The sequence below is a fragment of the Nostoc sp. UIC 10630 genome (assembly GCF_010747425.1).
Lineage (GTDB): Bacteria > Cyanobacteriota > Cyanobacteriia > Cyanobacteriales > Nostocaceae > Nostoc.
On the sequence record NZ_JAAGOG010000199.1, the window covers coordinates 1 to 13,807 of the forward strand.

The following is a 13,807-nucleotide window of genomic DNA, read 5'->3' on the forward strand; positions in this document are numbered from 1 at the left end:
AGGCTCTTTTTCTTTTACCACAAATTGCTACACTCTTTGCAATATAAGCATTCTAAACCATTTTGTCCCCCCGCAAGATAAATACTATATTACATCCCGAAAATTAGTGTAATGAGGAAGGACAAAATACATCAGATGGTAAGAAAACTGCTCCCCGCATGATTGAATTAATCAATTTAATTCTGCTAAGACTTTTTGCATTTCTTGTTCTACAAAATTGATCTGTTTATCATTGGGAGGTAAAATGCGTTTGAATATCTCCATTGCCGCTTGGTAATACCCAAGTGCTTCTTGGTTGCTAGATAATTGTTGAAGACAATTACCTATTTTTTGCAATGTTCGAGCCTTATCAAATTCAATAGGCTTGATGGGTTTGAGCAATAGTGAAATATCATAGCTTGCGCTTGCTTGCTGATAATTATCAAGCGCCTGTCTATATTGTGACAAATAAGAGTGTGAATCAGCTATTGTATTGAATACACCAGCTTTAAGTGCATGACTACAATAGTCATTTGGAGCAAACTTTAGCACACTATCGTAAGTAGTAACAGCCTGTTGGTAGGTAGCGAATGTTCTGTGTATTGTTTCTGGCTAAACTGTTGCTGTGCTAATCTTTCTACGAGCATCCCCAAATAACTGATATTCAGGTCATCATTGGGAGTTTGCTCAAACGCAGTTTTATAAGTGGCTATCGCTTGCTTTAAGGTATCGATTGCATATTTATGGTGGTCAAGACACCAGTGTAGCTGGGATAATTTTTCTAGAGCCATGCCCAAGTGCCTAAGAGTCTTAAAATCATTAGGAGTAAACTTGAGGGCAGTTTCATAGATTGCAATCGCCTGTTGATAAGTTTCTAACGTCTCTTGCTCCTGGATAAAACTAATCCGCTACTGGATATTAAGGTTTACTTGTCACATAGCTCTTTGATAAAAGCATCAATCGCTTTCGCTGCTGAGGACTATCTAGACTTTCTGGAATGCAACTCAGAGCAATACAAAACATACTTGAAAACCTGACTAAAAATACAGATATCCAATGGCTTCAAAAGCTTGTAGGGAATGACTTATACCTGACTAAAAAAATTGCTTAGAGGAGAATTAACAGTATTTTCTCTTCTAATAAATTAATTATCTGCGCCGTTTAGGTTTATTCTTATTACGTTCATACTCAGCAATAATATCCTTGGTCTGTTGTGGAAGAATCACACTTTTATTGTTAAATCGCATTTGATATACCAGATAACAGGGACTTTTGGGATCAGGACAGGAAAGATTTGTTGGCAGATTAATGATTGTTACTCCTGCAAAAGTCGCAGAAGCTAACATGGCAGAGCCAAAAAAGAAAATACCAGAGCGGCCAGAAGCGACCCAACCACCGAGCCAAAAAACAAGTCCTTTGAACTGTTCAAAGCGTTTTTGACGAAGTTTTTGACGTTCTAGTTGTGCTTCGTTCCATGCCTGTATTTTTTCCAGCTTGTGAGCAGCTAATTTATTGGCTTTAGCATCGGAGGCTTTTTCGACTTGAATATCAATAGTGCGTTCTTTGGCTGCAATTTCTTGTTTTAATCGGTATTCGTTCCATTCTCTAATGCGTTGGGCGACAGCATCGGCGTGGGCGAAGAAGATGGTAAGGGTGTCGTCTCCCAAGTCACTCCAGATAACTGTGCCCTCTGTTGCTTTTTTTCGGCGATTCGAGCCATGATTCTTTCTTCTAATTGAGCAAACAGATTGTTTTCCGAATCGCTCTGTTGCAATTTCAATGCGACATTTTTCAGGTAAAGTGATTGAACTAACTCTGGGGCTTCTTCAGCCTGAGCAGCAGTAATTTTATCAATCAAGCTAGATAAATCTTCTCTTGCCGCTACAGCTTTTTCACTAACATTCTCAATCACTGCATCTAATTTTAATTGTTGAGAATTTTCGCTTTTACCTAGAGTTGTTAAGCTGGCTGCAACTTCTTCAAAGGATTTGTTTTGCTCTGTTATTGATTTGTAGGTTTCAAGAAAGTGTTCGCACTCATCCGAGCTATACTCATCTTGCTCAGATAGTCCGCAGACTTGGAGAATTATTAAAGCCTGAGAAAGTGCGATTTTATAGCCTCTTTCACGAGCAATAACTAGTAATTCAGTGATATCTAATGGTAATTGGGCTTTTTTTCCTTGTTTTTTCCCTCCATTCTTCGTTGACGACGAGGAATTGCCCTGAGTTTCTGACAGTGCATTGTCAACAATTGGAGATAATAGAGCCATTACTTCCTCATCATTTCTACCCTGCTCAATTAAGGTGCGACATTCACGAAACCTGTCTGCATCATTCTCGGTATATAACTCTTTTTCAGGTATCCCACTCAAGCGTAAAGTCCGGCTAATTTCTGATGGTGAGAGGTTGTTAAAAAGTTCTTGTGGTTGATACATAATCATGAATTACTATTTAAAAAGCTTGAAACGACATATTTGCGTTCACTGAAAAAGATGCTCAGAAAGGAGCAATGCGTCAAATCAATTCAAAAAATGGTCAGTCCTAAAAAGGATTTAACCAGTCAGTTCCCGACTCCGATTCTTCTGGTACAGGAGTTCTGGCTATTTGTAATGGTTCTTTGACTGAAGTCCTGGATATTGGTAATGGTGATGATTGTATTAGTTGTAGTGGCTGTGATTGATTAGAGGCTACTGCAATCATCGGCGTTCCTTGAGGCGGGATTTCTCCCAGCAGTCCCATCAAATATGAAGAGTGGAGTTGAAGGCGGTAAAGACAAGCACGAATGTGTGGCTCTAAATCCACTGATTGATTCACAGCTTGATAAGCTAAAGGAAGCCAATAGCTGCTGATAGCAATCATCGCCATATCTTTAGCAGGATAAAGAGTATTTCTAGAGTTTAGATACTTAATTACCACGGCTTCGGAACTATCAGCCTTAACTCTACTTCGTAAGCGAAACTCAACATCTGAAAACATTCTAATATTCCTCTCTTCACAAGCAAATTACTATTACGAATTACGTTAGCGTAGCGGTAGCGACGCAGGAGCGTCATTACGAATTACGAAATGTAGCGTGTTGGTAACGAAACAATCCATATACATCAGTGAAACGCAAGCACAAGGCATCTTTTTTAATCGGCAGGTTAAAAGCTAAACGCACATCCTCAGATAATTCTGCTGCCCATGAAATGTCGGTATGAGTAAACAAATTTTTCAACTCCGAACCTAAATATTCCGACGTTCCACCACCAATAATGACTTGCTCAATATGGGCAGGAATATTAATTTTGAGCCAAGTGGATACCTTTTCCCAGTATTCTTTACGAGATAAGTCAGCCACTTCAATAATTTGTGCTATCTCCTCAACCTGAAAATCAGATTTCTTGCTCCGAGCCAAAGGTTTGCAGTATCTCGGTTTCAATGTCGGGCCTGATAGATGAACAGCCTTTAACAGATCATGTAAGTTTTGCCCTGATGTTCGGCTTTTGATTCTCTCCAGCATCCACGCCAAGCCCAATCCTTCCGTCTTTCCAGTTGAGATACCCCGCTCAAAGATTACGGCTGATATATCCCGAAAACCCAGCATCACCACAGCAATGTTCATTTTATTGAAATCTGTGCCAAGTTTTTTACTTCGAGTCAATATCAGTCCCCCACCTTCGGGCAAGCACTGAAAGTTAATCAGATTTATACAAAATTGTTTCCCTCGAAAGCTAAAGCTAGACAGTGCCTTAGTTAAACCCCTCTCCAATCTCTCTCTATCTTCCCACTCCCCATAAGGCAATAGCAGTCCCAATGATAAATCAAAGTTTGCCTTCAAAGAATCTCTAATCGCTATTGCCCCCACTGCTGCCAAAGTTTTTGGAATCGCGTTCTCATACTTGAGTTCTAAAAAATTGATTCGCGCTTCAAAATACTTTTGGGCCAAAAACCCAACCGCATAATATTCTTCGTTGTACTCTATCCATGCTTCATTCTCTGGATTGGGCCTATTCATTTGCCCAGACTCATATAAATCCAACGAATCTTTGGAAATCTTAATTAACTCTGGTTCCATACACAGCAATTCTGACTTGTACGAAATCTCCGAGAGAACACGATAAACCATCTTCGTCATTGAAGTTCCCGGATCAAGACTCAACATTAAATCCACAAGAAAAATTCTCCCTGTTTTTGACCCTTTTTTTGTCTATCTAATTGATAATTACTCTCAAAATAAACCGCCCAAACCGTGATTTTTTCCACATTTACGAAGAAAGATTACAGTTTTGGCAATACTCTTTGACAAATCATAAATTCGTGCATCTGATAGAAAATCTCCACAAAATCTCTCAATTCCCAATTTTCACCAATTACATTCAACATCTCCCAATATCTAAACAATATCTCCCAAATCTCTAATTCATTTCTTACCTTTTCAACTATTCAACATCATCTAGCCCCCAAATTCTCATTAGCTTAATATTTTCCAACAATTCCTAAGACTTCCCAAGACTTCCTAGTACTTCCTAATACTTCCCAATTTTCTCAAGGATTATCCCAATTATCTAGTAATTAGCTTCAAGAACCACAAGCCATACAATCCATCTTTTTCTGACGCACAGTACGCCCTATTTGGCGGAAAGAATGCTCGATTTTTTGCTATATTAAATGACAGGAGAGTTTGGGAAATAAAATTTTGTTTTGGTCAAAGTCTCACGAAAAACTTTTCATTCGTCATCAAGCACTACAAAGTTTGATGACGGGGATTGATTTTGACTTCAATACTTATTGCAAGGGTGATTATCTTGCAATAAGAGAAAATAATCAGAATTTCTTGACGAGAGTAGGCCGCACTAACAGATGGAATAGAACAAGGATTAACTTTTGTAAACCCCATAACAGAGGTGAGCCATGCTAACAGCGGCTAACGTCTCAAGTGAGATGGCGGTGAACTACTTCATCAAGAATTACTATCACCAAGGAAAGTCGCTTTGGAATGGTCAAGGTGCTAAAAAGTTGGGGTTGTCAGGGGCAGTCGATGACGAAGACGCTTTTAAAAATATCATTGAGGGGCTTACGCCTGATGGTCGTGAGGTATTGAATGCCAGAGTAGTCAAAGAAAAGGGGAAAGGAGAACGCAGAGCCGCATTAGACTGTACATTTTCTGCGCCCAAAAGTGTAAGCTTGATGGCATTGGTAGGTGGGGATACTCGTTTGATTGATGCTCACCATCAGGCATTGAAAGAAGTCCTGCAACTGATAGAGCAGCGTTACGCCTATACCAGAGTGACAGACGATAACAAGAGACATAGAGTTAAGACTGGTAACTTGGTCGTCGCGCAGTTCGATCACATCGAAAGTCGGGATTTAGACCCACATCTGCACACCCATTGTTTGCTGATGAACATGACCCAAACCCCAGATGGTAGATGGTTGAGCCTGGGCAATAATGAGATATTCGCCAACAAGAAATTCTTGGGAATGGCGTATCAAAGTTATCTGGCGCGTGAGGTGCAGAAACTAGGGTATGAAATAGAACCCCTTAAATATGGGCAATTTGATATCAAAGGGTTTAAGGAACAGGATTTAGAAACATTTTCTAAGCGACGACAACAAATCATCGCTTCATCGGGCCCTAATTCTACTTGGGCAGAACGTGAAAAAATTTGGGATGATACCCGCCAGCGCAAGCAAAAACTACCAGAATCAGAGTTACTTGCATTCTGGAAGTCAGAAGCTGCGGCGTTAGGGATTAGGTTTGTTAAGCCTTCTTTTACAAGGCAGGATATACCAGCCAATGAGAAAAGTTTGGCAGAGGTTTTGGATTTAGCGATCGCACATTGCAGTGAGAGAAATGTCGCCTTTAGACAAGAGGATTTAGAAAAATTTATCCTAGAAGAACGTTTAGCTACGGATATAGCAGCAACAGCAGCCCTGATTAGAGAGCATCAGGAGTTAATCGCTTTACCAGGATTGACTGACCAATTTACGACGATGACAGCAGTGCGACGGGAACTGGCAACGATTGACTTAATGCAGCAGGGTCAATATAAATTTTGCTCCATTTCCCAAAGAGAAGTAGTCGAAAGCCACTTAGAGAACACCTTACTAAATACCGGACAGCGCCAAGCAGTAGAATTAGCTGCAACAACATCTGACCAGTTCATTGCATGGCAGGGGGTAGCTGGCGCTGGCAAGACTTTTGCCCTCAAAGAGTTGAAGGCGATCGCTTTTAATGCCGGATATACCATCAAAGGCTTTGCCCCCAGTTCCTCTGCTGCTAAGGTTTTGAGCGAAGAGTTAGAAATTCAGTCTCTTACTGTTGCTAGATTACTTGTGACTGAACCAAAAGAAATTGAACCAAATCAAATCTGGGTTGTGGACGAAGCGGGTTTACTCAGTGCAAAGGATGCTCATGCACTTTTACAAAGAGCAACCTTACTTCAAGCTAGGGTAATTTTAGTTGGTGACACTCGGCAGTTGTCAGCAGTAGAAGCCGGTAATCCCTTCAAATCGTTGCAACAGGCAGGAATTAAAACCGCACACCTCAATGAATCGTTGCGTCAGAAAAACCCGCAGCTAAAATTAGCAGTAGATTTGATTGCTGATGGCAGGATTGAAGCAGGATTTGAACGACTAGAAGCCAACGGTTCCATACTTCAAGTAGATAGTTTTTCCAAAATAGAGCAGATCGCCAATGATTATATAGTAGGGACACCAGAGCAACGACTCAAAACTCTTGTGTTAGCTGGAACAAATACAGAAAGACTTGCCCTTACCCAAGCGATTCGAGACAAGCTCAAGGGTGAAGGGACTTTGGGAGAAACTGCAACCATCACCCAATTGCAAACCAAAAATCTGACAAAAGTACAGATGCGGTTTGCCCATAACTTTGAAATTGGTGATGTGATCATGCCCACACGGGATTACAAACGCCGGGGGCTTTCTAAAGGCAAATTATATGAAGTGGTAGGTCGAACTACTGACAAGTTGACACTAAGAAGTGATGATGGACAGCATTTAGAAGTAGATACAGCATTTGACAAGGCAGTTTACCAGAGGCACCAGATTGAAATTGCTGTGGGCGATCGCTTGCAATGGAAGAAAAACGATCGGCAATTGGGACGACGTAACGGACAGGAATTTACTGTAACAGGGATCGACCTGAACATAGTCCAGATTAAATATGCTGATGAGCATACTGAATCCATTAGTTTGGCACAGGCGCAAAACTTAGACTATGCCCTTGTGAGTACAACATATAGTAGTCAGGGGAAAACTGCGGATCGGGTGTTAATTTCGGCAGATTTCACTATTGGACAGGAAAGTTTTTATGTTGCTGCCAGCCGTGCAAGGCATGAATTAAAAATTTACACCGAAGATCCAACGCGATTGGTAGAGTTAGCGCAACAGTCGAAAGCCAAAGATAATGCTTTGGAATTGCTACGAAAACAAATTCAGAAATCGACGATTGAGCAGCACCAAGCAATAACTATAAATATAAGTGCCCCTTTTGAGAAGCCAGTACTAAAACAAGAGACGACAGTATCTACTCCAAATGTCCAGCCAATTGTGAAATCAGTCGCATCTAGCCGGACAACAAGCCATGATTCATCAATAAAAGTACCGAAAGTCTTGCCCGTCTTGAAAGAGACACCAAACTATAATACTGTTGAATCGGTTTTCTCCAAGCCAGTACTGAAATCTGCTGCCCCAACAGAAGCATTTTGGACACCACATCAAAGTAAAGACATTCCCAATTTTCTTGAACCAAAGCACTGGCAAGAGTTTGAAGATAGCGCTATCCATCCTGATATTGCGGCAAAAAATTTTGAAAGTCTTCAATTCAACTATGCAGGTGGTGAGCATGAGTCTTGGGAAAGACTCATGGTTAGTGAAAAACTTAATCGTACAAATACCGGGAGGTTAACGGAGGGATTAATCAGAACATATTCTCATCTTGATGCTGGAGGATGGTGGTGTGATGCTGGAGTTGATGCGCGAACATTTGCTGATTTAACCCCAGGTGATAAACCAACTCTTAAACGATGGGGATGCTACAAGCCAAATCAACCAAGACCCAAAAAAGATGAGTCTGGGCAAATAATTGAAGGGAAATTCATCAAATATGAGCATCCTCCCAAGGTTGAATTAAGCATCTTCCTGCTTAATGTCCCTGACGATATTGCCGAACGCATTTACTCCAAACACAAGGTGAATCCCAGTGATAGCGATCGCCAGTCAGGATTTTGGTACTGTGTCTGGAAACATAATATCCCGTGTGCTCTAGCAGAAGGCGCTAAAAAAGCAGCCAGTCTGTTGAGTCAGGGTCATGCTGCCATTGGGCTACCTGGGATTTCGGCGGGATACCGAACTCCCAAAGATGAGTTTGGCAAGAAAATTGGCAAGTCTTACCTGCATGAAGAGTTAGCAATTTTTGCCACACCTTCTCGAGAAATCAAATTCTGCTTTGACTATGAAACCAAGCCTAAAACGAAGCTCAATATTGAGAGGGATATTTCCGTAACTGGAAGATTGTTGCAGAAGCTTGGAGCTAGGGTCAAGGTCGTCAGCTTGCCAGGGCCTTCTAAAGGTGTTGACGATTTCATAGTCGCAAGTGGGCCACTGGCTTACGAAAAATTGAGCCATGAAGCAATGAAGTTAAGGGACTGGCAACAGCACAATCAACACTCAAAAGTTGCTGCAATAGAACCACCCAAACTTCAGCTTAAAGAAAGTTCTTTACAACAAACCTCACCAAATCAACCAATAGGACAAACCCATGACAACCAACAACAACCCAACCCAGATACAGTTATTAACCGAGAAGATAGAGGAATTATTAACCTCTCACGGGAAACTGAACAAGAATTTCGAGCAGTTAGAAATCAAGAACTCTCAACTCACCGAAAAAATTCAGAGCTTAGAGGTAGCCCAGCAACAGAGGTTGAGCGACTTCTTACAGCAGTTAGCCGAGACATTGAATGCCAAGAAGTCCTCGAACTTAGAGCCATTAGTACAAGAATTAACCCAAGCTCTACAGATGATTGGCTTCGAGGTCAACGAGCAACGAACTTCTCAAGACAAGTTAACCCAGAAGATTCAGCAATTATTGACGGCGCAGCAAGTTATGTCAGTTTTGAACAAAATGGAAACGCCAAACGACCAACTACCGAACAACTCTTAAACGCAATTACTGAGAATATTCAACAGTCAATAGTTGATGATGCCTTGGTTGAAACGTTACCACAATTAACAGAACAACTGTACGGGTATCAGCAGCACCTAAGAGGAGCTAGAACCAGATTAGATGACTTTGGAGCAGTGATTGCTTCAATTGAGCAACAAATTTCATCAAAAAGAACAGTGGATGTAATCTCTGACTTTATTGAACAGTCAGTAGTTGAGTCCACCCTAATAACTTTGTTGCCACAATTGCTAGAGCAACTCTCTCAAGTCAGTCAGCAATTAGCTCACAAAACAGCTATTGCTCAACAGTCAGAACTTTCAAGTTCACAAAAAACTGTTTGGGCAATTGCTGAAAATATTGAATACTTGGCTGTCTCCTCTGCCCTCACTGAAGCTTTACCACTGTTAATAAAACAACTCTCTCCCTTGAGACAGCAGCAAAAAGGAGTCAGAAGTAGATTTGACGATTTAGAAGCAGTCATTACTCAAATTGAGCAACGACTTTCATCACAAAGAGCTATAGACGCAATTACTCAAAATGTTGAATACTCGGCTGTCTCCTCTGCCCTCACTGTCACATTACCGCAACTAATAAAACAATTTTCTCCTTTGAGACAGCAGCTAAAAAAAGGTATTGCCACATTCGATAAAATATTTACAGCAATTGAGCCATTATCACAACGCCTTGATTTACAAAAAACTATCGATATAATTGCTGAGGATATTGAACAGTTGGCTGTAGAGTCTGCTTTAAGTGAAACGTTACCACAACTAATAGAGCAACTCTCTCAACATCACCAGCATATCTCAGGAAGAATAACTAAATTCGACGACCTAGAAACAGCAATTTCTCAATTTGAGCAGCACCTTTCAACAAAAAAAACTGTCTTATCAGTTCTTGAAAACATAGAACAGTCATTAGTTGAGTCTGCCCTAGCTGAAACTTTGCCACGGTTAATAGAACAACTTTCTAAAACTTGCCAACAGCAAAAAACTCTTAAACCCGCATTTGATAAAATATCTACAAGAATTGAGCATGAAATACAATATCTTTCTTCACAAAGGACTGTAGACGCAATTGCTCAAAATATAGAACAGTCATTAGTTGAATCCATTATTACTGAAACGTTACCACAACTAATAGAACAACTTTCTAAAACTTGCCAGCAACATAAGGGAAGAACCACCTTTGAGGGCTTAGGAGTAGCTATTACTCAAATTGAACAACGGCTTGATTCACAAAAAACTGTAGATCCAATTATTGAAAATATCGAATACTCGGCTGTTGAGTCTACCCTCACCGAAACTTTACCGCAACTAATAAAACAATTCTCTCAATATCACCAGCAGCTAAAAGGAGGAAAAACTAGATTCCACGGCTTAGAAGCAGCTATTACTCAAATTGAACAACGACTTGATTCACAAAGAACTATCTTATCAATTGCTCAAAGTATAGAACAGTCATTAGTTGAGTCCATCATTACTGAAACCTTACCACAACTAATAAAACAACTTTCTCAATTCAGCCAGCAGCTAAAAGTAGGAAAAACCACATTCAACCAGTTTCAGCAACTACTGGACAATGAATTCGTAGGGTATTTGACCCAAAAAACTCGAACTTCAGAACACTTAGCTCTTAATGCTATTTCTGACTACGTTGCTCAAGAAACTGTTGCAAGTTATGAGACTGTATCAGCGCTCTCAAAACTGAAAAAATTTCTAGGGGTGAGCCAATCTCAAACTTATACCGAATTTACTACTGCTTTACAAAAGATACTTGACTTGACTGAAAAATGGGGACATCATCAAAATCATTCTCAAGGAAACGTTCAATCCCTCTCAATAGAAGTAGAAACTGAGTTATTAAAAGAGTCAGTTAAATCACACATTAAACAAATAATTCACGGTTTAGATATTGAAAGATTGGCAGAAGTAGTTATGGAAGTAGGAAAATATGTCAAAGGTGAAAAGGTAACAGGAGCAAAGGTCAGCGAGTTATTTACGAGTGTTACAACTGATGCTTTAGCTTTGACTTTTGAGGAGAAAATGAACATCGTTAGGCAACTGATTAGAGATGACAAACCATCGATTCTGAAGAGATTGAAAATAAACCCTCAACAATCAGATGATAACGGGGAGCAAATCCGGTTTCGGCGCTAACTTATCAGTTATCAGATATTTCCATTAACTCATTCATAGGTTAGTTGTTCACTGATAACTGTTCACTGTTTTAATTGGTATTGTTATTCCCACTATTTTTAACTGCTTACCTAAGACAAAATTTACTAGTTTCTGACCGCTCACTAAGATTATTTTATCGGAGCGACGAATCAATTGTTTTGATAACTGTCCAGTTATGCCAGTATGCACGAAGAATCCACCACTAGCTCCTTCTCCTTCGATACAGCACAGGAAATCTTTGATGTGTTCTGGGCTAATGTAATCAGCGTAACGCTTAACCTGGATTACATAAAGCTTTCCCAAAATCAACACGCGACCATCTATCCCGCCGTCACCGGTGTACCGAAAGTTGCGTTGGATTTGCCAGCCCTGTTCAAAGCAACAAGTGAGTACCAATTCTTCAAAAACGTAAGGCGATATCCTGCGTAGCGTAGCGATTACTACTGGGAATTTGGCTAATTGAGTTCTGCTACGAAGCTCAAGTAATACTTGACTAGCGTACTCAATATTATTCAAGTGTTTCTTAAGCTTTTTAGGTAATCTAACCCTTGGTGTTCGCTCTGGGCTTGGTAGTAATTGCTTCTTAAAATTTTTAGCGAAGAGAGTCTTTTGCGTTGGTGCTGGGCTTTGTCGTACAAAATTTTGAGATGAAATGTCAGACGATTTTGTACTCTTAGGTGGTAATAGCGATTGCTTCAAACCTTGGGAGCGATACTTTGACTTTGGCATTGAAGGTGGAAATAATACAAACAGCCAAGCTAGAAAAATTATTCCACCCAGTGCAAACAACAAACCAATGATTAGGATTAGTATCATTTTTACACTCCCCTTTGATCATGGCTTACCTATGCATATTTCTAAATTGTGATTCTTGTTGAGAATCCTGCTGAATTTGATGATGCATATCAACAACAGATTGAACCTTATCAAGTGCCTGTAACTGTTGGTCACTTACGTTAGGTGATAAAACTCCATCAGTGAGAACAGGCTCGCCGTTTTTGGCACGAACGATTACATTATCGCCAAGGCGTTCAAAATCAAAACTTCTACTTTTAAAACTTTTAGAACCATCAGAGTTATCTTTGCCCAAAATATTCAGTAGCGCTTTGACACTTTGCTCAATTGCCTGACCTTTGATATCATCGACAGCAGCCCGTAGTTCAGTTCGAGTATTGTCAATGGCTGACTTGACACCCATAAGGCTTTGCTCGACAGTGTTTTTAACGTCATCTACTTGTGTACGTAATTCTTGAGTTAAGTTACCAACTTGTAGATTGAGTTCATCCCTGACGTTATTTGTGTTTTCTCTGACTTCATCTAGTCGGTTAGTAACTTGTTGCTCTATGTAAGCTTTCATCTGTGCAATTTCTTTTCTAAGCTTCGTGACTTCCGGTGTCAGAGCATCCAAAACTCGCTCAAATACATTTTTAGCCGTTTTCTTTACCTGACGTTCAACTGACCCAACCCAGTTTTGAAGAACCGTATTTTGAACTTGTGGTAAAAACCGTTCATTTACCTGGGACAATGCTTTTTGGGTGTTTTCAATCAACTGTTGTTGCTTTTCTAAAGACTTGCCCATTTCGGCAACTTGAGCAGCTAATTGTGATAAAGATTCGGGTGAAAGCTGTTCTGATTTGATACTATTTACAAGTTTTTGTTGTTCGCTTAGTTTTTTCTGCAATACTTGCACTTGTTTTCCTAAAGCTTCTACACTGTAGATTCGCTCATTACTTACAACTTTATTTTTCTGTGATGCCGGAGCTAAACCTAATTTATCAGTCAGTACTTCTCCATTTTTAATATGGAATACTTTTTCATTACCAATTTTAATAGAAATTGCACCTTGAGAATTTTTCGGGTCAGACAGAGCTTTTTTTAAGTTCTCTACTATCGTTGGTGTTAATAAGTTTTTAGAGGGGGATTCTCCCAATGTTCCTTGATAAACTTTGCTAGAGCTAGAGTAAATATGAACATCCTTGCTGGGATCTAATCCTTTTTCTTTAGCCTTCGCATGGATGAGTTTGAGGAGAGATTCTAAAATTTCTAGATAATCTCGCTTAATCTCTTTAGCTTCACCATCATCAATCATTATTTTCACCTTTGAGAATTGACTGAATTAACAGTTCAGGATTAATCGCTACTTCTGGCAAAACTATCCCACCGAGTTTATTAAGAACCTGTCTACCTTCAATTTCAATGTAAGCAAATTCTCCATCAATCATCACTGTTATCGATGATGTATTTTTTTCGGCAAGAGCTGGGACATAATCTTTCATCACACCATTTAATACAAAAATATTGGCATCATCTGCATCGCCACTATAGACTTCAATACACTCAGGAAGATAGTTAGCATCAAAAGGCAAGTTATCCCAACTATCAGCAGTGTTTAAAATCTCACTTGGATATTTATCTGCTAGGGCTGCTATATCAGGAGGGAGTTTAGCAATTTGTTTTCTGTCATAATCAGAGAACGG

At 39.9% G+C, this 13,807-nt stretch carries 10 protein-coding genes; 1 reads left to right on the forward strand and 9 read right to left on the reverse strand.

The window, feature by feature from the left end; translation table 11 throughout:
* Positions 1 to 171 precede the first annotated feature (171 nt).
* From G1O98_RS30990 to G1O98_RS31015, 6 genes are all read right to left on the reverse strand, one after another.
* Positions 172 to 531, reverse strand: a complete 360-nt coding sequence (locus G1O98_RS30990) for a tetratricopeptide repeat protein (protein WP_163936396.1) — start codon at positions 529 to 531, stop codon at positions 172 to 174.
* The gene (locus G1O98_RS30995; protein ID WP_163936399.1) at positions 525 to 770 is read right to left on the reverse strand and encodes a hypothetical protein; all 246 of its coding nucleotides are present in this window, start codon (positions 768 to 770) and stop codon (positions 525 to 527) included. The genes G1O98_RS30990 and G1O98_RS30995 overlap by 7 nt, the downstream gene beginning before the upstream one ends.
* A gap of 357 nt (positions 771 to 1,127) precedes the next feature.
* Positions 1,128 to 1,646: a hypothetical protein gene (locus G1O98_RS31000; protein ID WP_163936402.1), complete on the reverse strand. Its 519-nt coding sequence runs from the start codon at positions 1,644 to 1,646 to the stop codon at positions 1,128 to 1,130.
* Positions 1,562 to 2,413: a hypothetical protein gene (locus G1O98_RS31005; RefSeq protein ID WP_163936405.1), complete on the reverse strand. Its 852-nt coding sequence runs from the start codon at positions 2,411 to 2,413 to the stop codon at positions 1,562 to 1,564. The genes G1O98_RS31000 and G1O98_RS31005 overlap by 85 nt, the downstream gene beginning before the upstream one ends.
* A gap of 106 nt (positions 2,414 to 2,519) precedes the next feature.
* Positions 2,520 to 2,954 carry a hypothetical protein gene (locus tag G1O98_RS31010; protein ID WP_163936408.1) on the reverse strand — a complete coding sequence of 145 codons (435 nt, stop codon included), beginning with the start codon at positions 2,952 to 2,954 and terminating at the stop codon, positions 2,520 to 2,522.
* A 76-nt stretch (positions 2,955 to 3,030) separates the two neighbouring features.
* Positions 3,031 to 4,122, reverse strand: coding sequence for a ParM/StbA family protein (locus G1O98_RS31015; RefSeq protein ID WP_243458598.1), 1,092 nt, complete (start codon positions 4,120 to 4,122; stop codon positions 3,031 to 3,033).
* Positions 4,123 to 4,871: 749 nt separating this feature from the next.
* On the opposite strand from G1O98_RS31015, the gene mobF reads away from it, so the two are divergent.
* On the forward strand, positions 4,872 to 11,309 hold the full coding sequence (gene mobF, locus G1O98_RS31020) for a MobF family relaxase (protein ID WP_163936411.1): 6,438 nt from the start codon (positions 4,872 to 4,874) through the stop codon (positions 11,307 to 11,309).
* 48 nt (positions 11,310 to 11,357) lie between these two features.
* Here mobF and G1O98_RS31025 read toward each other — a convergent pair whose 3' ends face one another.
* The 3 genes from G1O98_RS31025 to G1O98_RS31035 form a co-directional block, all read right to left on the reverse strand.
* Positions 11,358 to 12,146, reverse strand: a complete 789-nt coding sequence (locus G1O98_RS31025) for a restriction endonuclease (protein WP_163936414.1) — start codon at positions 12,144 to 12,146, stop codon at positions 11,358 to 11,360.
* A 25-nt stretch (positions 12,147 to 12,171) separates the two neighbouring features.
* Positions 12,172 to 13,419, reverse strand: a complete 1,248-nt coding sequence (locus G1O98_RS31030) for a hypothetical protein (RefSeq protein WP_163936417.1) — start codon at positions 13,417 to 13,419, stop codon at positions 12,172 to 12,174.
* The coding region (locus G1O98_RS31035; RefSeq protein ID WP_163936420.1) for a hypothetical protein at positions 13,412 to 13,807 on the reverse strand (396 nt) is incomplete at its 5' end. The genes G1O98_RS31035 and G1O98_RS31030, both read right to left, overlap by 8 nt.

Bases quoted from the DNA above. Each gene is read 5' to 3' on its own strand.
- G1O98_RS31005 (WP_163936405.1), bottom strand. From the start codon at position 2,413: ATGTATCAACCACAAGAACTTTTTAACAACCTCTCACCATCAGAAATT.
- G1O98_RS30995 (WP_163936399.1), bottom strand. From the start codon at position 770: ATGGCTCTAGAAAAATTATCCCAGCTACACTGGTGTCTTGACCACCAT.
- G1O98_RS31015 (WP_243458598.1), bottom strand. From the start codon at position 4,122: ATGTTGAGTCTTGATCCGGGAACTTCAATGACGAAGATGGTTTATCGT.
- G1O98_RS31010 (WP_163936408.1), bottom strand. From the start codon at position 2,954: ATGTTTTCAGATGTTGAGTTTCGCTTACGAAGTAGAGTTAAGGCTGAT.
- mobF (WP_163936411.1), top strand. From the start codon at position 4,872: ATGCTAACAGCGGCTAACGTCTCAAGTGAGATGGCGGTGAACTACTTC.
- G1O98_RS31025 (WP_163936414.1), bottom strand. From the start codon at position 12,146: ATGATACTAATCCTAATCATTGGTTTGTTGTTTGCACTGGGTGGAATA.
- G1O98_RS31030 (WP_163936417.1), bottom strand. From the start codon at position 13,419: ATGATTGATGATGGTGAAGCTAAAGAGATTAAGCGAGATTATCTAGAA.